Source organism: Streptomyces sp. NBRC 110035 (genome assembly GCF_000829695.1).
In the GTDB taxonomy this organism is placed as follows: Bacteria; Actinomycetota; Actinomycetes; order Streptomycetales; family Streptomycetaceae; genus Streptomyces.
Genome location: NZ_BBNN01000032.1, coordinates 16,255 through 36,349 on the forward strand (window position 1 = coordinate 16,255; position 20,095 = coordinate 36,349).

Consider the following 20,095-nt stretch of genomic DNA (forward strand, 5'->3'; position numbering starts at 1 on the left):
CGCCGGGTGCCGGTCTTCTGTCGCCGCCTCGTGTCGTCCCCCGTCACCCCTCCCGCGCGGGGCACCGCCGGACGGGTGCATACGGTCGACGTCGCGCCCGTACGGGCCCCGCGCATGTGCGTGATGCACTCTTTGTGTCGATATTGGCGTAAAGCGGCAGTGCACCACTGCGTACATACGAGGAGGCACTCCATGCGCGGAGCCACGCACGCCAGATGGGCCGGATGCGCGGTGGCGGCCGCCCTCGCGGCGACGGCCTGCGGGGGCGGGAACGGCGGGGGCGGCAGCGGGGACGCCGACGCGGTGCTGAGCGCCTCCTGGGGGGACCCGCAGAACCCGCTGGAGCCCGCCAACACCAACGAGGTGCAGGGCGGCAAGGTCCTCGACATGATCTTCCGGGGGCTCAAGCGCTACCACCCGGAGACCGGCGAGGCCCAGGACATGCTCGCCGAGTCCATCGAGACCACGGACTCGCAGAACTTCACCGTCAAGGTCAAGGACGGCTGGACCTTCAGCAACGGCGAGAAGGTCACCGCCAGGTCCTTCGTCGACGCCTGGAACTACGGCGCGAGCCTGCGGAACAACCAGCGCAACGCCTACTTCTTCGGCTACATCGAGGGCTACGACCGGACCCACCCCGAGGACGGCGGCGAGCAGAGCGCCGACACACTCTCCGGGCTCGAGGTCGTCGACGAACTGACCTTCACCGTCAAGCTCACCCAGAAGTTCTCGACCTTCCCCGACACCCTCGGCTACGCCGCCTTCGCCCCGCTGCCCCGGGCCTTCTTCGACGACCACGACGCCTGGGTCGCCAAGCCGGTCGGCAACGGCCCGTACGCGGTCGACACGTACACCAGGGGCTCGCAGATGTCCCTGCGCACGTGGGAGGAGTACCCCGGTGACGACGCGGCGCAGAACGGCGGTGTCGACCTCAAGGTCTACACCGACAACAACACCGCCTACACCGACCTCATCGCCGGGAACCTCGACCTGGTCGACGACGTCCCCGCCTCCCAGCTGAGGAATGTCGGGAGCGACCTGGGCGACCGCTACCTCAACACCCCCGCCGGCATCATCCAGACCCTCGCCTTCCCGTACTACGACGAGAACTGGAACAGGTCCGGCTCGGAGAAGGTCCGCAAGGGCCTGTCCATGGCGATCGACCGCGAGCAGATCACCGACACCATCTTCGCGAAGACCCGCACCCCCGCCACCGACTGGACCTCCCCGGTCCTCGGCGAGGACGGCGGCTTCCAGGAGGGACTGTGCGGTGAGGGCTGCGAGTACCGGCCCGACGAGGCGAAACAGCTCATCGAGGAGGGCGGCGGCCTGCCCGGCGGCAGGGTCACCATCACCTACAACGCCGACACCGGCTCCCACAAGGACTGGGTCGACGCCGTCTGCAACTCCATCAACAACGCGCTGGACAACGAGCGCGCCTGCACCGGCAACCCGGTCGGCACCTTCGCCGACTTCCGCAACCAGATCACCCAGCAGAAGATGAGCGGCCCCTTCCGCGCCGGCTGGCAGATGGACTACCCGCTCATCCAGAACTTCCTCCAGCCGCTCTACTACACCAACGCCTCCTCCAACGACGGCAAGTGGTCCAACAACGACTTCGACGAGTTCGTCGACCGGGCCAACCAGGAGACCGACACGGCCAAGGCCATCGACCTGTTCCAGCAGGCCGAGGAGGTCGTCCGCGACAACATGGCCGCCATCCCGCTGTGGTACCAGAACGGCAGCGCGGGCTGGTCCGAGCGGCTGTCCGACGTGAAGCTCAACCCCTTCAGCGTCCCCGTGTACGACCAGATCAAGGTGAGCTGACCGGCCGTGGGACGCTACGTCGTCCGGCGGCTGCTCCAGATGATCCCGGTGTTCGTCGGGGCCACGCTGCTGATCTTCCTCATGGTGAACGTGATGGGCGACCCCATCGCCGGACTCTGCGGCGAGCGGCGCTGCGACCCGGCGACGGCCGCCCGGCTGGAGCGGGAGTTCGGCCTAGACAAGCCCGTCCGGCAGCAGTACCTGACCTACATGGGCAACCTGTTCACCGGCGACTTCGGCACGGCGTTCAACGGCCAGGAGGTCACCGAGCTGATGGCGACCGCGTTCCCCGTCACCATCCGGCTCACGCTCATCGCGATCCTCTTCGAGATCGTCGTCGGCATCGCCCTGGGCGTGGTCACCGGACTGCGCCGGGGACGGCCCGTCGACACCGGCGTCCTGCTGCTCACCCTCGTCGTCATCTCCGTCCCCACCTTCGTCACCGGTCTGCTGCTCCAGCTGCTGCTGGGGGTGAAGTGGGGGTGGATCAGCCCGTCGGTGTCCTCCGGGGCCCCGTTCGACGAGCTGCTCCTGCCCGGCCTGGTGCTGGCCTCCGTCTCGCTGGCCTACGTCACCCGGCTGACCCGTACCTCCATCGCCGAGAACCGGCGCTCCGACTACGTCCGCACCGCCGTCGCCAAGGGGCTGCCCCGACGCCGGGTGATCACCCGGCACCTGCTGCGCAACTCCCTCATCCCGGTGGTCACCTTCATCGGCGCGGACATCGGCTTCCTCATGGGCGGCGCGATCGTCACCGAGCGGATCTTCAACATCCACGGCGTCGGCTACCAGATCTACCAGGGCATCCTGCGGCAGAACACCCAGACCGTCGTCGGCTTCGTGACCGTCCTCGTGCTGGTCTTCCTGGTCGCCAACCTCGTCGTCGATCTTCTGTACGCTGTTCTCGACCCGAGGATCCGCTATGCCTGAACCGCACTTCGACCCCGACCGCGCCGTCGCCGGGACCGGCATGGGCGGCACCATGGACCTGGGCGTCGACGAGGCCGAGACCCTCGAGAAGCCCCCGTCCGGCCCCGACGGCACCGGCCCGCAGGACAGACCGCGCTCCCTGTGGTCCGACGCCTGGCGCGACCTGCGCCGCAACCCCGTCTTCGTCGTCTCCTCCCTGGTGATCCTCTTCCTGGTCGTCATCTCCCTGTGGCCCTCGCTGATCGCCTCCGGCAGCCCGCTCAAGTGCGACCTCGCCAAGGCCCAGGAGGGCTCGCAGGCCGGTCACCCCTTCGGCTTCAACGGGCAGGGATGCGACGTCTACACCCGTACCGTCCACGGCGCCCGTACGTCCGTCACCGTCGGCGTCTGCGCCACGCTCGGCGTCGCGGTCCTCGGCAGCGTCCTGGGCGCGCTGGCCGGCTTCTTCGGCGGGGTGTGGGACTCGGTCCTGTCCCGGATCACCGACGTCTTCTTCGCGATCCCGGTCGTCCTCGGCGGCCTGGTGCTGCTGTCCGTCATCACCAGCACCACCGTCTGGCCCGTCATCGGCTTCATCGTGCTGCTGGGCTGGCCGCAGCTCTCCCGGATCGCCCGCGGCTCGGTCATCACCGCCAAGCAGAACGACTACGTCCAGGCCGCGCGCGCCCTCGGCGCCTCGAACTCCCGTCTGATGCTCCGGCACATCGCGCCCAACGCCGTCGCCCCGGTCATCGTCGTGGCGACCATCGCGCTCGGTACGTACATCTCACTGGAGGCGACCCTGTCCTACCTCGGCGTCGGCCTGAAGCCGCCCAGCGTGTCCTGGGGCATCGACATCTCCGCGGCCTCGCCCTACATCCGCAACGCCCCGCACGCGCTGCTGTGGCCCTCCGGCGCTCTCGCGATCACCGTCCTGGCGTTCATCATGCTCGGCGACGCGGTGCGCGACGCCCTCGACCCGAAGCTGAGGTGAGCTGCCGTCATGCTGCTCGAAGTGCGTGACCTGCACGTGGAGTTCCACACCCGGGACGGCGTCGCCCAGGCCGTCAACGGCGTCAGCTACGGCGTCGACGCGGGGGAGACGCTCGCCGTGCTCGGCGAGTCCGGCTCCGGCAAGTCGGTGACCGCGCAGGCGATCATGGGCATCCTCGACACGCCGCCCGGCCGCATCACCGGCGGCGAGGTCGTCTTCCAGGGGCGCGACCTCCTCACCCTGAAGGAGGAGCAGCGCCGCAGGGTGCGGGGTGCCGAGATGGCGATGATCTTCCAGGACGCGCTGTCCTCCCTCAACCCGGTGATCTCCGTGGGCGACCAGCTCGGCGAGATGTTCGTCGTCCACCGGGGCATGTCCAAGAAGGACGCGCGGGCCAGGGCCGTCGAGCTGATGGACCGGGTCCGCATCCCCGCCGCCCGGGAGCGGGTGCGGCAGTACCCGCACCAGTTCTCCGGCGGCATGCGCCAGCGCATCATGATCGCCATGGCGCTGGCCCTGGAACCGGCCCTGATCATCGCCGACGAACCGACCACCGCCCTCGACGTCACCGTCCAGGCCCAGGTCATGGAACTCCTCGCGGAACTCCAGCGCGAGTACCACATGGGGCTCATCCTCATCACCCACGACCTCGGCGTGGTCGCCGACGTCGCCGACCGGATCGCCGTCATGTACGCGGGCCGGATCGTCGAGTCGGCCCCCGTGCACGACCTCTACAAGGCCCCCGCCCACCCGTACACCCGGGGCCTGCTGGACTCCGTCCCGCGCCTCGACCAGAAGGGCCGGGAGCTCTACGCCATCAAGGGACTGCCGCCCAACCTCCTGCACATCCCGCCCGGCTGCGCCTTCCACCCCCGCTGCCCGATGGCCCAGGACGTCTGCCGCACCGACGAGCCGCCGCTGTACGAGGTCACCGAGTCGGACGCCGACCGCGGCAGCGCCTGCCACTTCTGGAGGGAGTGCCTGCATGGCTGAGCCGAGAGGCGGGACGGAGGGAAAACCGACCCAGCAGCCGGGCTTCGAGAAGGGCGCCGGGCCCGCCGGAGAACCGATTCTGGAGGTCTCCGGGCTGGTCAAGCACTACCCGCTGACCCGGGGCGTCCTGATCCGCAAACAGGTGGGCGCCGTGAAGGCCGTCGACGGGGTCGACTTCACGCTCGGCCGGGGCGAGACCCTGGGTATCGTGGGCGAGTCGGGGTGCGGCAAGTCCACGGTCGCGAAGATGCTGGTCCACCTGGAGAGGCCGACGGCCGGCACGATCCGCTACAAGGGCGAGGACGTCACCAGGCTGTCGGGGAAGGCACTGAAGGCCGTCCGCCGCAACATCCAGATGGTGTTCCAGGACCCGTACACCTCCCTCAACCCCCGGATGACGGTGGGCGACATCATCGGGGAGCCCTTCGACATCCACCCCGAGGTGGCGCCGAAGGGCGACCGGCGGGGGCGGGTGCGGCACCTGCTGGACGTGGTCGGGCTCAACCCGGAGTACATCAACCGGTATCCGCACCAGTTCTCCGGCGGGCAGCGCCAGCGCATCGGCATCGCCCGCGGGCTGGCGCTGCGCCCCGAGGTGATCGTCGCCGACGAACCGGTCTCCGCGCTGGACGTCTCCGTCCAGGCCCAGGTCATCAACCTGATGGACCGGCTGCAGAGCGAGTTCGACCTGGCGTTCGTCTTCATCGCCCACGACCTGTCGATCGTCCGGCACATCTCCGACCGGGTCGGCGTGATGTACCTGGGCCGGATCGTCGAGATCGGCACCGACACCCAGATCTACGACCACCCGACCCACCCGTACACGCAGGCACTCCTGTCCGCCGTCCCCGTACCGGACCCACAGGCACGGGAGCACCGCGAGCGGATCATCCTCACCGGCGACGTCCCGTCCCCGACGAACATCCCCTCCGGCTGCCGCTTCCGCACCCGCTGCTGGAAGGCACGGGCGCGCTGCGCCGAGGAGGTCCCGCTGCTGGCGGTCCCCGAGGTGTTCCGCAAGGCCGGCGGCCCGGCGGCGCACGACTCGGCGTGCCACTTCGCGGAGGAGAAGCAGGTGGTGCCGTAGGGGCCCCGGGACTGTCGGGGCCCCGACGGAACCGGGGGAGCCGCCGGCGGGCGGCTGACGGGGGCGGGTGCGGCCGGCCGCCCCCGTCAGCCAGGGTGCCGTGGGCGAACCCGGCGGGTCCGAGGGGGTTGGCCCAGGGGCGCGGGGCACCGGCCCCAGGGGCACCGGGGCCGGGCCCGCAGGCCGGGAACCGCCGACGGGAAGGGGCCGGTGGCGGGCCCCGCCGGTGCGAGGCCGTGACGCGGCCGGGCGGTGCAACGGGCCGGGGCGACATGGCGCGCCCCGGCCCGTTCACGGCACCCGCACGGCCGTACGCTGGACAGCCTCGCGTGTCCGTATATCGGTACCGCTTCCCCGGAGTTGCCTCCGTGTTAACGGAACTCAGCCTCCGGAGCGGCGGATGCGGACGAGGTTTCGGGGGAGCCGGTGTCCGTGCCGCCGGGGGTTCCCTTCCACGGTCGTCGTGGCCGCGTGTCGCGCAAGGGCCTTTCGCGCGGAGGGAGTTGGCCCCCCGACGGGAGCCACGGAGGTCGCCGCCTCCACCAGGTCGAAGCGCTCGAGGAGTTCGGCTGCGGTGCGGCGGCCCTCGCTGCGGGGGAGGTGGTGCAGGTCCGCCATGAGGAGCGTGTTCTCCTCGCCGGTGATCAAACCGTCGACGGCGGAGAACCGGCCGGTGACGCCGATCGCGGCGCGCACGGCCTGCGGATCGGCGGCCGGGTCGTGGCCGCCGACCCGCAGCTCGTCGGCGTCGGCGGTGACGAGGGTGAAGAGGAACTTCACGGCGGTGGCCTTGCCGGCGTTGTTCGGGCCGAGCAGCGCGAACGGCGCTGCTCCGTGGTCCCACGGCCCGGGGTCGCCGGCGGTCGGGTTCCGCCGGCGGTCGGTCCGTGGTGACGGTCCCGGTCCGTGGTGACGGTCGGGCCGTGGCGGTGGTCAGCCGTGCGTCGTCAGGCCCAGCGAGCGCCTGAGGAAGTCCAGCTGGAGGCGGAGCAGGTTCTCGGCGACCTCCTCCTGCGGGGTCATGTGCGTGACGCCGGACAGGGGCAGCACCTCGTGGGGCCGGCCGGCCGCGAGGAGGGCCGAGGACAGGCGCAGCGAGTGGGCGACCACGACGTTGTCGTCCGCCAGCCCGTGGACGATCATCATGGGGCGGTGCGGTGCGGCGGCGTCGACCAGGCCCGCGTCGTCGATCACCGAGTTGCGGCGGTAGGCCTCCGGCTGCTCGTCCGGGTGACCGAGGTAGCGCTCCTGGTAGTGGGTGTCGTACAGGCGCAGGTCGGTGACCGGGGCGCCCACCACGGCCGCGTGGAAGACGTCCGGCCGGCGCAGTGCCGCGAGGGCGGCCAGGTAGCCGCCGAAGGACCAGCCGCGGATGGCGACGCGGCCCAGGTCGAGCGGGAAGTCGGCGGCGAGGGCCTGGAGCGCGTCCACCTGGTCCTGGAGGGTGACCGCGGCGATGTCGTCCCTGACGGCCTTCTCCCAGGCGGGAGAGTGGCCGGGGGTGCCGCGGCCGTCGGCGACGACCACCGCGAAGCCCTGGTCGGCGAACCACTGCGAGGTCAGGTGGGGGTTGTGCGCGGCCACCACGCGCTGGCCGTGCGGGCCGCCGTAGGGGTCCATGAGGACGGGGAGGGGAGTGCCGCCGTGGTAGTCCGTTGGCATAAGCACGGCGCACGGAATTTTGCGTGCGCCCCCCTGGGTGAGCGTCACCCGGGGGGACATACCGGGGTCTTCGGCGTGGGAGCGGACGGTCGCCGTCGGTTTCCCGTCACGCAGGACCCGCGCCCGTGTCCCCGGCCGGTCCGGCGTCGCGGACACGAGTACGGTCACGCCCCCGGCGCGTACCGCGGAGTGCACGCCGGGCTCCTGGGAGACGCGCTCCACGCCCAGTTCGTTCACCCGGTAGACGTGCACCTCGCCGATCTCCGGCCCGCCGTCCGACGCCCCCGGTCTCGGTGCCGGCTCCGCTCCCGCCGACGCCGACACCAGCACGTCGTCGTCCGACACGTCCAGTACCGCGCGGATGTGCAACTGCGTTCCGGTCAGTGGACGTTCGCCGACGGCGAGTCGTCGTGCACCCCCCTCGTCGGTGATCCGGACCAGCTGCCCCGAGGGGCTCCAGCACGGCACCCCCGCGAAAAGATCCAGCCAAACTGGATCTTCGTCGGCGTGCACCATCCGGGTCGCCCCGGTGTCCGGGTCCACCGCCAGGAACAGCTGACTGCGCTGGTCGCGCGCCTGTACGAGCAGCAGTGGCGCACCCGCCGCTGACCAGTGCACATGCGCCATGTACGGGTACCGCGCCCAGTCCCACACGACCTCCGTACGCGCCCCGTCGAGCCCGATCACGAACAGCCGCACCTCCGCGTTCGCGGTGCCCGCCGCCGGGTACGCCACCCGCTGCGGCTCCCGTCCCGGGTGCGCCGGATCGGAGATCCACCACCGCCTCACCGGCGTGTCGTCCACGCGTGCCACCAGCAGCCGGTCCGAGTCGGGCGCCCACCAGAAGCCCCGCGAACGCCCCATCTCCTCGGCCGCGACGAACTCCGCCAGACCGTAGGTGACGTTCTCCGCCTCGGGGGCGGCCAGCGCGCGGTCCTCCGTCCCCTCGGCGCCCACGACCCGCAGCGCGCCCTGCGCGACGTACGCGACGTGACGCCCGTCGGGCGACGGCCGGGGGTCGATCACCGGTGTGGGAGTGGGCAGTTCACGCGCCGTCCCGGCCCGCAGCTCGGCCGTGAAAAGCCGCCCTGACAAGGAGAAAGAGGCCAACTCGACCTGCGCGTCGGTGGCGTAGCCGACGATGCCGGCGCCTCCCTCACGACTGCGTTCGCGCCGCGCCCGCTCCTGGGGCGACAGGCTCTCCGCGGCGCCGCCCAACAGGGCGTGCGGGTCGGCCGCCACGCGCTCCCCGCCGTCCCGGGGGTCGAGCACCCACAGCGAATTCGCCCGGTCCGTACCGGAACCCGAGCGCAGGAACACCACCCGGGAACCGTCGGGTGCCACGGTGAACGATCGCGGCGCGCCGAGCGTGAACCGCTGGGTGCGGGCGTGCCGTCGGGGGAAGGAGTCAGCGTCTGTGGTCATGCCATGACCATATTGGCCATGCGCCCCCTTGTGCGGCCGTGCGCCGATCGATGCGCACGTACCGATAGTTATGATCGTTGGCGCATAGTGGGTATGAACCTGCTGGCTGCTGTACGGATTTATCTGCCCCCATATTCCTACCCCCCCTGTCGTCCTGGGATCCTTGGAGGTGAGCCGCCGTGGCACTCTCGATTTCGGCGGTAGTGCTGCTGGCGATCATCGTCTTCCTGCTGATCAAGAAGTCGGGCCTCAAGGCGGGGCATGCGGTCGTCTGCATGCTCCTCGGCTTCTACATGGCGTCGTCGACGATCGCGCCCACGATCAGCGAGCTGACGACCAACATCGCGGGGATGATCGGCAGCATCAACTTCTGACCGGCCGGCCCCGGGCTCCTGCCGGGCTGCCGGCGCACCGGGCGGGCCCGGACAGACCCTGGGACGGGCGTGTGAAGGAAGCCGGGCTGCTCGCTGTCACCGGGCTCCTTGCGGTGTGGCTGCTGTGGAGCCTCTGGAACCTCTACCGCATCCCCGTCGGCCTGCGCGACGGATCGTAACAGCGCCCGCTGTGGTGGGCGCGCCTGTGGTCCCTCGCGCTGTTCGTCGGCTTCGCGGCCTGGCTCCGGGGAGCGCTCGGCGGCGGGCTCGACGTCGGTGAGACGTGCGCGTACACCCATCACCAGACGTACGACAGCGCCTACCGGTCGGCCCATGTCGAGGAGTCCCAGAGGCTGTTCCCGCTGCACAACAAGTGCAACGCGGAGTACGACCTGGTGCCGGGGCGGGTCAACCCGACCGTGGTGAACTGCGCCGCCTTCGTGCTGCTCGCCACCGCCGTGCTGCTGTGGTTCGGCATCGCGCGTCTCACCCGTGGTGGCGCGTCGCGGACGGCGGCGGAGCGACTCGTGCGTGTCGACCCCTCGCTCGTTACTTGCCGGTAAGGAATGATGGCGGGCCAGTATCCACGCGTTCAGGGGCGGAGCCGGCGATGACGACTTCCGAGGAACAGACCAGGATCCACGCCTTCCGGGACGACGCCCTCGGCGACCACGACGCCGTCGGGCTCGCCGAGGCGATCCGGCGGGGAGAGGTGAGCGCGGCCGAGGCCGCCCGCGACGCGGCGGCACGGGTCAGGGCCGTGGACGCCCGCCTCCACGCCGTCCAGGTGCACGTCGACGCCCCGGACCACGGCTCCGGGCACCCCGGTGCCCTCACCGGGGTGCCGACCTTCGTCAAGGACAACACCGACTACCGGGGACTGCCCACCGGACACGGCAGCGCCGCGTTCGCGCCGAAGGACGCCCGCCGGCACGCCCCGTTCGCCCGGCAGTTCGTCAGCACCGGCGTCACGGTGCTCGGCAAGACCCGGCTGCCCGAGTTCGGGTTCAGCCCGACCACGGAGTACGAGGACGCCGCGCCCGTCCGTAACCCGTGGCACACGGGCCACTCGGCGGGCGGCTCGTCCGGCGGCAGCGCGGCACTCGTCGCCGCCGGGGCGGTGCCGATCGCGCACGCCAACGACGGCGGCGGCTCGATCCGGATTCCCGCCGCCTGCTGCGGACTCGTCGGACTGAAGCCCACCCGCGGCCGGATGGTCCCGAACGCGCAGGGCCGCCAACTGCCGATCGACGTCGTCACCGACGGCGTGGTGAGCCGCTCGGTACGGGACAGCGCCGCGTTCCTCGCCGCCGCCGAGCAGCACTGGCGCAACCCGAAGCTGCCGCCCGTCGGCCTGGTCGAGGGCCCCTCGGAGCGTCGGCTGCGCGTCGGCCTCGTGGTGGACTCGCCGAGCGGTGTCCCCTCCGACGCCGCGACCCGGGCGGCCGTCACACGGACGGCACAGCGGCTGGAGCGGCTCGGCCACACCGTGCAGCCGGTCCAGCTGTCGATCGACCCGCGCTTCACCGAGGACTTCCTCACCTACTGGGGCCTGCTGTCGTTCCTGATCGGCGTCACCGGCAGGACGCTCGGCCCGGACTTCGACCGGCGCCGCATGGACGGTCTCAGCCGGGGTCTGCGCGAGACGTACGTGCGGAACTGGCCGCGCACACCGGGCGTGGTGCGGCGGCTGAAGCGCACGCGGGAGCCGTACGCGGCGGCGTTCCGCGGACTCGACCTCGTCCTCTCCCCGGTCCTCGCCCACACCACGCCCCCGCTCGGCCACCTCGCCCCGAGCGTCCCCTACGCGACCCTGATCGACCGCATCGTCGCCTACGTGGCGTTCACCCCGGTCAACAACGTCGTCGGAACGCCGTCGATCTCGGTCCCGGCCACGAGCACGACGCCGGACGGCCTCCCCGTCGGCGTCATGTTCTCCGGCCGCCCGGGCGCCGAACGGACGCTGCTGGAGCTCGCGTTCGAGCTGGAGGCCGACCAGCCGTTCCGGCGGGTCCAGGACCTCTGACGGGCTCGCCGGGCAGGCGCAGGACGTGAACGGCCGGGAGCGGCGAGGGGCTGCCCATGCGCGGGTGGTGGAATCGGCGTTGGCAGGTCCTGACGAAATGGCCGGCGGGCGGCGGCGCCCGGTGTTTTCGTGAGACCACTGTTCCGGCTGGACCGGCGCCGGCCAACACTTCACGCTCAAGCAGCGCCCGCTCACCCGCGCCCACCTGGACGACTTCGTGGCGGCCTACCGGCCGGGCGAGCCCTCGTCGTCCCGCGTCGAGTCCGAGTCCGAGTCCGAGGACGGGAACGGGCCGTTCAAGAAGTTCGGACAAGAGGACCTGATCGCCCGCGACAAGGTCGACCGCGACCATCACGTGGAGGAGGGACCCCGCCCCCGACGACGCCGACAGCGGGCTGCCGCGCGAGGTGATCGTCCGCGACCTCCGGCCCGCCCTCAACGAGTTCACCGCCGTCGCCCGTTCCCTGGGCAGCGAGGTGGACGTACCGGAGGCCGAGGCCGAGGCCGAGGAGGAACGGCCCGTCAGCCCTCGACCGCGTACGGCACGAAGTCGGCCCACGCGGCGGGGGCGAAGGCCGGCCGGCCGCCCTCCACGTCCTTGGAGTCACGGACGTGGACGGTGTCGGGCTGGGTGGCGATCTCTACGCATGAGTCGCCCTCACTGCCGCTGCTGTAGCTGCTCTTGAACCACGCCAGGTCCGAGGCATCCCCGGACGAGGTGTTGCGGATCATGTCTCCCCCAGCAGTTCTTCGATGAAGACCGTTGACTCACGTGGTGTGAGCGCCTGAGCCCGGATGATGCCATACCGCAGTTCCAGGATACGGAGCTGCCTCAGCTCGGAAACCGGCCGTCCGTTGGCGACCGCTGGGGAACGGCCGATCGCTGAACCGTCCTCGAACTTGAGCACCTCGATGCCGCCATCCGCACTGGCGTGCTCATCACGCTCCATCGGCATCACTTGCAGCTCGACGTTACGCAACTGCCCCGCCTCAAGCAGGTACTCAAGCTGGTTGCGCAGGACAGTTCTTCCCCCCCAGCGGCCGTCGAAGTGTCCACTCCTCCAACACGAAGCTGAGTTCAGGTGCCGGGTCCCGTTCGAAGATTTCCTTGCGGGCCACGCGTGCTGCAATGAACTGCTCCACCTGGTCGACTGCGTAAGCCGGACGCCGCATCGGCAGAAGCGCACGCGCGCATTCCGGGGTCTGCAACAGACCGTGGATGTGAAGCGGGTCGTACAGCTGAAGCTCAACCGCTCGCGCCTCCAACTGCGCAAGATCCCGCACCTTCTTCGGGTACCGGACCTTCTTCACGTCCGCCTTCATCGCCGCGATGAGGCCGCCCGCGTTGAACACCTCGTCCGCCATGTACAGGTACTCGGGCCGGGGGGTGCGCCTGCCGCTCTCGATCTTGTAGACCAGATCGGCGCCGTAACCCACCGCCACCGCGAAGTCGCCGACCCGCATGCCCGACGCCTCCCGGCGGAGCCTCAACTGCCGCCCCACGGTGGCCACTGCGGCGAGTGCCCAGTCGTCGTCGGGGTCGACCTCCCACCCCGGTCCGTCCGCTCCGCCTCGGTCGTGACCCGTACCGCCTCGCCGTCCACCGACATGCCGTGCTCCTCCGCTGTGTCGCGCCGTACCGTCACGCGGTGCCGGCGGGGGCCGTTTCGACACTTCGGACAGCGCCGGACAAGCCCTGGACGGTCACCGTACGCAGCAGCGCGATTACTCTCCACGGTACGTCCGGTCGACCACGCTGAGTGACGTGAATCAGGAAACTCGGGAGATCACCGGGACGGACACCCGACCCGGCCACGAAGTCCGCCACACCACGATGCTGTTGTCGTCCACCCCGCGCGGGGCCCGGCTGGGCCGCCTGCTCGCGGTGGACGCGCTCCGGAGCTGGGGCCTGCCCCACGAGGCGGCGGGCCATGTGGTGGCGGAGTTGGCGGCCAACGCCGCCACGCACGGCCGGCAGCCCGGCCGCAGCTTCCGCCTCACGCTGTACGTCGTCGGCTCCACGCTCCGCATCGAGGTCACCGACACGCGGGGCGACCGGCTGCCCGCGCGGCAGGAGCCCGCCGAGGGGGCCGAGTCGGGCCGTGGGCTGCTGCTCGTGGAGGCGCTGGCCGACCGCTGGGGGGTGGTGGAGGGGAGGTTCCCGCAGAAGACCGTGTGGGCGGAGTTGAGCCTTGCGCCACCGGAGCACGGCCCCGCCGGTTCCGGTGGCGCTGACGACTGAAAGACAAAGAACGTGGGGGAAAGAACCCCCACCACACCCCACCCCTCCCGCCCGTGGCCCGCGCTCACTCGGGAGGGTGAACATCCCCGGTCCGGCTGGATTTCGGGGCCCGCCAGGCCCGAGGCTCGGCCCAACGCAGGACCCACACCGACAGACACGCGACGGCCCCCGCCGGGACGGCAGTCCCAGGGCGAGGGCCTGACCACCGAGGAAGCGAGAACCTTCCCGATGGGTATTCAGAACCCTAACGTGTCCCCCGCGCGCCCAGGTCCGTATCCCGGGCGACAAGTCCCCGAACCGGGGGCGCCGTACCGGCGGGCTGGTCCACGACAACACCCGCCACACCGCCCGCTTCACCGTGATCGGCAACCACCTGGCCCAGCACGGCGAACTCCCGCTCCTCGCCATCGGGCTCGGTACCCACCTCCAGTCACTGCCGAAGGGCGCCCCCGCCGACATCAGGACGCTCGCGGCCCGTTTCCCCGAGGGGGCCACCCGGATCGCCGCCGCCCTGCGCGAGCTGGAGACCCACGGCTACCTGCGCCGCGAACGCGTCCGCACCCCCGCGGGCCGGATCGTCACCCGCACCACCTCGTGCAACCAGCCGACGGCGGTCCGCCACCGCACGGGCGAACCCGCCTCCGCCCGGGACCGGGGCCCGCCCCGGTCCCGGCCCTCACCGTCGGCCCTCCGGCCACCACAGCCACCCCGGTGACGGCGGTGACGGCCGTGACGCCGGAACCGCAGCGGAGTGAGGCGTGCGAGGAGCGTACGCAGCCAGAAGCCCGTGGAACGCGCGCGCCCCGCAAGCCGCTCCCGGACGTCCCGCACCCCGGCTGCTCCGTCCCCGGGTTGTTCCAGGCCGCCGCCGACCTTCTCGCGGACCTGCATCGCCACAGCCCTCACCTGTTGCTCTCCGCCGCCGACACGGCCCACCTGACCCCCGGCGTCGCCGCCTGGCTGGAGCGGGACGTCACCCCCGCCGCCGTACGCCGCGCCCTGACCGCCGACCTGCCGCCCGAGGGCGTACGCCGTCCCGCCGCTCTCCTGGCCCACCGCCTGACGGCCCAGCTGCCACCCCCGCCCCCGTTCCGCGCACCGGCCGGTGCGCCGCCCGTCGAGACCAAGGTGCGCAACTGCGACGGCTGCGACCGCGGCTTCCGCGCCCCCGTCCCGGGCCCCGACCGCTGCCGCGACTGCCGAACCGAGTGCGAGGAAGCCGTTTAGTCGTGTTGCGGCCATGACGTGGGTGGCGGGAGGCCCACGGGGCCGGGGAGCTCATGAAGACCGCGGTGCGGCAGGTGGCGCCGTTGTCGGTGGCCGCGCGTACCATCCGGTGGATGCCGTGGGCGGCGAGGAACGCGCGGGCGCGGCTGAAGAACGCCACGGTGGCGGCGGCCTTCTCGTCGGGGAGGGGCTCGGCGGATGCCAGGCGGGAGAACCCGCCGGCGGCGGAGCGCGGGTGGACGTACCCGCCCTTGGCGCCGGCGGTCTTCGCGCGCCGGGCGGCCCCAACCCGTTCGAAGTCACGTCCGCGGGCTCGCCGTCCGTCGCCGTCGGGGATGTGTCCGGCCCCGAGTCTTCGGTGTCCCTCGACAGTCAGGGGGCGTTCGAGTGCGTCACCGGACCACCTCGGCGGTGCGGCCGACCGCGACCACGGCGCGGAAGCGGAACGCGGTGAGCAGGGTGATCGCGACGAGCAGTCCGCTTGCCCACAGCGGCCCGAGGTTCCCGGCCGTGGTGCTGAGGGTGGTCGCGGCGACGAGGGGTCCGACGACGGCGCCGACGTTGAGTGCGGCCGTCGCATACGAGCCGGCCATGGTGGGAGCTCCCGCGGCCTCGTAGAGGACCCGCGTGATCAGCGTGCCGCCCAGCGCGAACGACAGCGCACCCTGCACGAACACGAGGATGAACAGGGCGACCGGCTCGTCGGCCAGCACCGCCAGGGCCGGCCAGCCGATGAGCAGCAGGGGACCACCGACTGCGATGACCGCGCCGGGACGCCGGTCGGACAGCCGGCCGGCGAGGGTGACCCCGGCGAAGGAACCCGCACCGAAGAGCACCAGAACGACAGGGATCCACAGCTCGCCCAGTCCGGCGGTGTCGGTCACGACGGGGGCGAGGAAGGTGAAGCTTGCGAAGGTCGCCGCGTTCACCAGCGCGCCGAGCAGCATCACCAGAATCAACGGCGGCCTGGTGAGCTGGGCGAGCTCCGCCCGCAGGACCGGCCCGCCGGCCGTCTCTTCCTGCCCGCGTCCCCTCGGGATCCCCTTCAGGACGCCGAGAGCCGCGGGCAGGCAGAGTGCGGCGACGGCCCAGAACGTGGCCCGCCAGCCGAGCAGTGTGCCGAGCACCGACCCACCGGGGACACCGGCGATCACGGCCACCGTGGTGCCTGACAGCAGCACGGCCAGCGCGCGTCCCTTCCTGTCGGGAGAGACCAGCGTGGCGGCAGCCGTCAGAGCGACCGCGAGGAACCCTGCGTTCGCGAGCGCGGCGACGATCCGGGTGGCGAACAGGACCGGGAAGCTCGTGGTGAGGGCGCCCATGGCGTGGGCCGACGCGAAAGCGAGGATGAACCCGAGAAGGCTGGAGCGCCTGGGCCAGTCGCGGGCAAGCGCGGCCACGAGAGGGGCACCGACGACCATGCCGATCGCGAAGGCCGGGGTGAGCATGCCGGCTGTCCCGACGGTGACGTCGAGATCCGAGGCGATGTCCGGCAGGAGGCCGGCGAGCATGAACTCCGAGGTGCCCATGGCGAAGACCGCCATGGCGAGCAGGTACAGCGGGAGAGGCATCGAGTGGCTCCGAGGTGAGGTGAGGAGAGGCACGAGAAGGTCATCCCGTCACCGCGGCCAGCCCCCGGGGCACAGCCGTCCCACCACGGAACGCGGCGCGACGGCAGAGCTACGAGCTCAGTGGTTCAGGGGGCTGACGGCGTGACCGAAAGCCCCCACCTCGTCCGACTCAGGACTCGACATGGCTCGCACACTACCTGACCGACGCCCGTCGAAACACGTCGCTTCACCGGCATTGGCCTGTGCCATCACGTCATGTCCCGCCCCACCTGGTGCTCTGACCGTGAAGGCTCGCCGGTCTGGTGGTGAGCGGTCGGACCGGTGCTGGTACTCGCCCTGCCACCAAGGCGGGGTGGCGCTGTCACACGCTGCCGGATCCCTCATGCCCCGCCCCCGGTTCGGCAGCGGATGCGGTCCCCGCGACCGTCCATGTCGCCATGCCCCACAGGGAGAGCGCGGAACTGAGGCCCACCACGAGGCGAACGGTCTCGTCCGGGCCGTTCGCGAGCCAGACGGTCACGCCCGTTGCCCCGGAAGCGGTCAGCAGGGCCGCCGGCAGGCGCAGTCGGGGCTGCTCGAACACCGCCGCCAACGGCAGGAAGTGGAGCCCGACGCCAACCGCGACCAGCGGGGGGATGAGCACCGGTACGCCGACATGACCGCAGACTGCGGCGATGGCGATGATCAGCAGCCACTGGAGCCCGTTGATCTGATGGAACCGCCTACGTCGGTCGAGAGGGAACGGCCCTCCCGCCGACGAGGGAAGGAAACGGCGCGCGGCGAGCATCAGCCCCACCGTGACGGCACAGCGTCCGCAGCCCGGGACACGCTTCCAGGGCGCGCAGCAACACCAGGTCCGGCATGCCGTGGACGATAAGCCTGGTCAGCGGCGAGCCGGCCAGGCCGCCGAGGTCCGTGAGCGCGGGGCAGTCCCGCACCGAGAGCGTCTCCATCGACGGCAGACCGTTGACACGGTCGATGTCGGTCAGGGAGGGGCAGCGGAAGAGGTAGAGCCTGCGCAGCATCGGCAGACCGCAGGGATCACCCGGGGTCCGGAAACCGTGGCACTGGTGGACCCGCAGCTCGGTCAGCCGGGCGAGGGTGCCCAGGGACTCCAGGTCCTCCAGCCGGTCGCAGTCCCGGATCTCCAGTTCCCCGAGGGCGGGCAAGGCGGCAAGCGCGGAGAAGTCCCGCAGGGAGGGGCAGCCCTCGAGCGTCACGGCCGCCAGGTGGGGGAGACCTTCAACACCCTTGAGGGGCATGAGTCGTTCGCACTGCCGCACGCTCAGCAGGGTCAGGGACGTCAGGCCGGACAGGGAGCTCAGGTCGGTCAGTCCGGCACAGGCGTCGACGCCGAACGAGGTGAGGCCGGAGTGCGTCCCGAGTCCGCCGAGCGTCCTCAGAGCCGGGGCGCCGACGACGCGCAGGTGCCGCAGAGCGGCCAGTCCGTCGATGCCCTCCAGGCCGCGGAGGCGGCGGCAGTCGCTCAGGGCCAGGCCGGTGAGTGCGGGGAGGTCGCCCAGCCCGCTCAGGTCCCGGATTCCGGTGCCGTCGAGGTCGAGGACGGTGAGTCGGGGCAGCCCGGACAGCCGACGTGCCTCCTCGAACTCCCCGCAGCCGTGGAGCGACAGCCTTTCCAGCGCGGGAAACGCGGAACCGAAGCCGACGGCGGAGCGCACCCCGGTCATGCCCAGGTCCAGTTCGCGCAGCGAGCCCAGCGTCAGCAGCGGGGTGACGTCCTCCACGCGCCGGCACCCGCGCAGGCCGAGCCGGGTCAGCCCCGTGAGGCCGCCGAGCGGAGTGAGGTCCCGTCCGGGCAGCCGCCCAGGTCGAGGTCGGTCAACCCGGTGAGGGCGCCGACGTCGGTGAGGTCCGTCAACCGCGTGCATCGGTCGACACGCAGCGTGCGGAGCATGGTGAGGTGCCGCAGACCACGGAGAGACGTCATGCGGCGCAACCGCAGCTCGGTCAGCCCCTCGCGGGTGAGGGCGGGGGCGAGCAGGTGTGCGCAGAAGCCGTCCGGATCGGCGGCAGCCGGCCACAACCGCAGCAGGGCCTGCGAGCCGTACTCCGCCGTCCGGGCGAACCGGGCGGCCAGTTCCAGCGCCTCCCCGCCCTCCGGCAACAGGAGGAGGTCCCGGACGGCCTTGCGGGCGCGGGTCGGTGAGGCGTTCCCCTGGTCCAGGAGCGCCCGGTACCGGTCGAGCCGGGACGCCGCGCCGGAGCGGTTCGAAGTCATGGAACGCAACCCAAGGGCGGGGTGTGACAACGCCGCGCCCGCACCCCGGCCGGGCGCCTCGTAGGCTGGGCCCATGACGGAACTGCCTGCTCGGCGGCTGCTGCTGGTGCACGCCCACCCGGACGACGAGTCGATCAACAACGGGGCCACCATGGCCCGCTACGCCGCCGAGGGCGCGCAGGTGACGCTGGTCACCTGCACGCTCGGTGAGCGGGGCGAGGTCATCCCGCCCGAGCTCGCCCACCTGAGCGGTGCCGCTCTCGGGCAGCACCGGATGGGGGAGCTGACCGGGGCGATGCGCGCCCTCGGCGTCGACGACGTCCGGCTGCTCGGCGGCGCCGGACGCTACAGCGACTCCGGGATGACGGGCCTGCCCGACAACGACGACCCCGGCTGCTTCTGGCAGGCCGACGTCGACCAGGCCGCCGGCCTCCTCGCCGAGGTGATCCTCGAGGTCCGGCCCCAGGTGCTCGTCACCTACGACGACCACGGCGGCTACGGGCACCCCGACCACGTCCAGGCGCACCGCGTCGCCATGCGCGCCGTCGAACTCGCCGCCGAAGACGGCTGGGACATCCCCAAGGTCTACTGGAACCGGGTGCCCCGCTCCGTCGCCGAGGCCGCCTTCGCGCGGTTGGACGACGCACTGCCCGGGCTGCCGTTCGACACGGCGGGCGAGGTCGGTGACGTCCCCGGTGTCGTCGACGACGAACGGGTCACCACCGAGATCGACGGCACCGCGTACGCCGCCGCCAAGGCCGCCGCGATGCGCGCCCACGCCACCCAGATCACGGTCGCCGAGCCGTACGCGCCGTACTTCGTGCTCTCCAACGCACTCGCCCAGCCGCTGTTCACCACCGAGTACTACGAGTTGGTGCGCGGTGCGCGGGCCCCCGGCCGGGAGAACGACCTGTTCGCCGGAGTCGGAGTCGGGGGCGGGTCCGGTACGGCGTCCGGGGCCGGGGAGGAGTCGTGAGCGGCCGGACGAACGGGAACGCGCCGGTCTCGGCGCTGGCCCAGCCGCTGCGGCTGCCCTCCGTCGGGCGGATCGCCGCCTGCGTGGGGCTGTTCCTGCTCGGCGCCGTGGTCGGAGTGGCCGGGACGCTGGTGCAGCCCGGGTGGTTCCCGGGCGGGCTGCTGCTCGCCCTCGCCGCCGAGGCCGGACTCTGCCTGGGCGGGGCGCTCGCGCTGCGCAGCCGGGCCGGGGCCGCGTCGGCCGCCGGCGGCTGGGTGCTCGTCGTCCTCCTGCTCACCGCCAGCCGGCCGGAAGGCGACTTCGTGTTCGCCGCGGGAGCCGGCTCCTACCTCTTCCTGCTCGGCGGCATCGCCGTCGCTGTGATGTGTGCCACCCTCGCCCCGGGGCGGCAACCAGGCGGCGCTCCCGTCCGACTTGGGAAATGACATACCGCTTCGCCGCGGTGGCGTGCACGGGTCCGGTGGGGGTTTCCGCCCCGGTCAGGAGATACCGGCCGGATGTGGCCAGTATGGTGGTGCGCGCGCCGTTGAGCCTCCCCGAACT

General features: G+C 71.8%; 17 protein-coding genes and 3 pseudogenes. 12 read left to right on the forward strand and 8 right to left on the reverse strand.

All coding sequences use genetic code 11. The features are described 5' to 3' along the window. Window positions 1-192: 192 nt before the first annotated feature. From TU30_RS21985 to TU30_RS22005, 5 genes are read left to right on the forward strand one after another with little or no spacing between them, the layout of a single operon-like run. Window positions 193-1,827, forward strand: coding sequence for an ABC transporter substrate-binding protein (locus TU30_RS21985; RefSeq protein ID WP_042172654.1), 1,635 nt, complete (start codon window positions 193-195; stop codon window positions 1,825-1,827). A 6-nt stretch (window positions 1,828-1,833) separates the two neighbouring features. After that, window positions 1,834-2,757, forward strand: a complete 924-nt coding sequence (locus TU30_RS21990) for an ABC transporter permease (protein WP_042172657.1) — start codon at window positions 1,834-1,836, stop codon at window positions 2,755-2,757. After that, complete coding sequence (locus TU30_RS21995; RefSeq protein ID WP_042172659.1) at window positions 2,750-3,730, forward strand: ABC transporter permease; 981 nt, start codon at window positions 2,750-2,752, stop codon at window positions 3,728-3,730. The genes TU30_RS21990 and TU30_RS21995 overlap by 8 nt, the downstream gene beginning before the upstream one ends. A 9-nt stretch (window positions 3,731-3,739) precedes the next feature. Further along, complete coding sequence (locus TU30_RS22000; protein ID WP_042172661.1) at window positions 3,740-4,723, forward strand: ABC transporter ATP-binding protein; 984 nt, start codon at window positions 3,740-3,742, stop codon at window positions 4,721-4,723. Then, complete coding sequence (locus tag TU30_RS22005) at window positions 4,716-5,810, forward strand: ABC transporter ATP-binding protein (protein ID WP_234307947.1); 1,095 nt, start codon at window positions 4,716-4,718, stop codon at window positions 5,808-5,810. Before TU30_RS22000 ends, TU30_RS22005 begins: the two co-directional genes overlap by 8 nt. 525 nt (window positions 5,811-6,335) lie before the next feature. On the opposite strand, the pseudogene TU30_RS22010 reads toward TU30_RS22005, so the two are convergent. Beyond that, window positions 6,336-6,632, reverse strand: a pseudogene (locus TU30_RS22010) (ATP-binding cassette domain-containing protein); the annotation flags it as partial. 111 nt (window positions 6,633-6,743) lie between these two features. Beyond that, window positions 6,744-8,897 carry a S9 family peptidase gene (locus TU30_RS22015; RefSeq protein WP_042172663.1) on the reverse strand — a complete coding sequence of 718 codons (2,154 nt, stop codon included), beginning with the start codon at window positions 8,895-8,897 and terminating at the stop codon, window positions 6,744-6,746. 179 nt (window positions 8,898-9,076) lie between these two features. On the opposite strand from TU30_RS22015, the gene TU30_RS22020 reads away from it, so the two are divergent. The 3 genes from TU30_RS22020 to TU30_RS22025 all read left to right on the forward strand — a co-directional run bounded on the left by TU30_RS22020 (window position 9,077) and on the right by TU30_RS22025 (window position 11,297). Then, window positions 9,077-9,271, forward strand: coding sequence for a hypothetical protein (locus tag TU30_RS22020; protein WP_042172665.1), 195 nt, complete (start codon window positions 9,077-9,079; stop codon window positions 9,269-9,271). A 395-nt stretch (window positions 9,272-9,666) separates the two neighbouring features. After that, on the forward strand, window positions 9,667-9,834 hold the full coding sequence (locus TU30_RS36115; RefSeq protein WP_158719352.1) for a hypothetical protein: 168 nt from the start codon (window positions 9,667-9,669) through the stop codon (window positions 9,832-9,834). Between the two features lie 47 nt (window positions 9,835-9,881). After that, entirely contained in the window at window positions 9,882-11,297 is a 1,416-nt protein-coding gene (locus tag TU30_RS22025) for an amidase (protein ID WP_042172667.1), read from the forward strand. A 522-nt stretch (window positions 11,298-11,819) separates the two neighbouring features. Here TU30_RS22025 and TU30_RS22030 read toward each other — a convergent pair. Then, a complete protein-coding gene (locus TU30_RS22030) occupies window positions 11,820-12,029 on the reverse strand; it encodes a DUF397 domain-containing protein (RefSeq protein WP_042172669.1) in 210 nt (69 codons plus the stop codon). Continuing rightward, window positions 12,026-12,907 (reverse strand): annotated as a pseudogene (locus TU30_RS22035) (helix-turn-helix domain-containing protein). The gene TU30_RS22030 and the pseudogene TU30_RS22035 overlap by 4 nt, the downstream one beginning before the upstream one ends. Before the next feature lie 155 nt (window positions 12,908-13,062). On the opposite strand from TU30_RS22035, the gene TU30_RS22040 reads away from it, so the two are divergent. Together TU30_RS22040 and TU30_RS22045 are read left to right on the forward strand one after the other, a co-directional pair. Then, complete coding sequence (locus TU30_RS22040; protein ID WP_042172671.1) at window positions 13,063-13,539, forward strand: ATP-binding protein; 477 nt, start codon at window positions 13,063-13,065, stop codon at window positions 13,537-13,539. Between the two features lie 274 nt (window positions 13,540-13,813). After that, window positions 13,814-14,766: pseudogene (locus TU30_RS22045) on the forward strand (helix-turn-helix domain-containing protein). A 392-nt stretch (window positions 14,767-15,158) separates the two neighbouring features. On the opposite strand, the gene TU30_RS22050 reads toward TU30_RS22045, so the two are convergent. From TU30_RS22050 to TU30_RS32985, 4 genes are all read right to left on the reverse strand, one after another. Then, complete coding sequence (locus TU30_RS22050; protein WP_042172673.1) at window positions 15,159-16,337, reverse strand: Cmx/CmrA family chloramphenicol efflux MFS transporter; 1,179 nt, start codon at window positions 16,335-16,337, stop codon at window positions 15,159-15,161. Window positions 16,338-16,698: 361 nt separating this feature from the next. Continuing rightward, window positions 16,699-17,124, reverse strand: coding sequence for a hypothetical protein (locus TU30_RS22055; protein ID WP_042172676.1), 426 nt, complete (start codon window positions 17,122-17,124; stop codon window positions 16,699-16,701). After that, complete coding sequence (locus TU30_RS32980; protein ID WP_052479885.1) at window positions 17,060-18,082, reverse strand: leucine-rich repeat domain-containing protein; 1,023 nt, start codon at window positions 18,080-18,082, stop codon at window positions 17,060-17,062. The genes TU30_RS22055 and TU30_RS32980 overlap by 65 nt, the downstream gene beginning before the upstream one ends. Window positions 18,083-18,111: 29 nt before the next feature. Next, entirely contained in the window at window positions 18,112-18,576 is a 465-nt protein-coding gene (locus tag TU30_RS32985; RefSeq protein WP_052479886.1) for a hypothetical protein, read from the reverse strand. 73 nt (window positions 18,577-18,649) lie between these two features. On the opposite strand from TU30_RS32985, the gene mshB reads away from it, so the two are divergent. Next, the gene (gene mshB / locus TU30_RS22065; protein WP_042172677.1) at window positions 18,650-19,552 is read left to right on the forward strand and encodes an N-acetyl-1-D-myo-inositol-2-amino-2-deoxy-alpha-D-glucopyranoside deacetylase; all 903 of its coding nucleotides are present in this window, start codon (window positions 18,650-18,652) and stop codon (window positions 19,550-19,552) included. Then, window positions 19,549-19,977 (forward strand): DUF6113 family protein, encoded by a 429-nt coding sequence (locus tag TU30_RS22070; protein ID WP_042172679.1) that lies wholly within the window; start codon window positions 19,549-19,551, stop codon window positions 19,975-19,977. The genes mshB and TU30_RS22070 overlap by 4 nt, the downstream gene beginning before the upstream one ends. The last annotated feature ends 118 nt before the right edge of the window (window positions 19,978-20,095 follow it).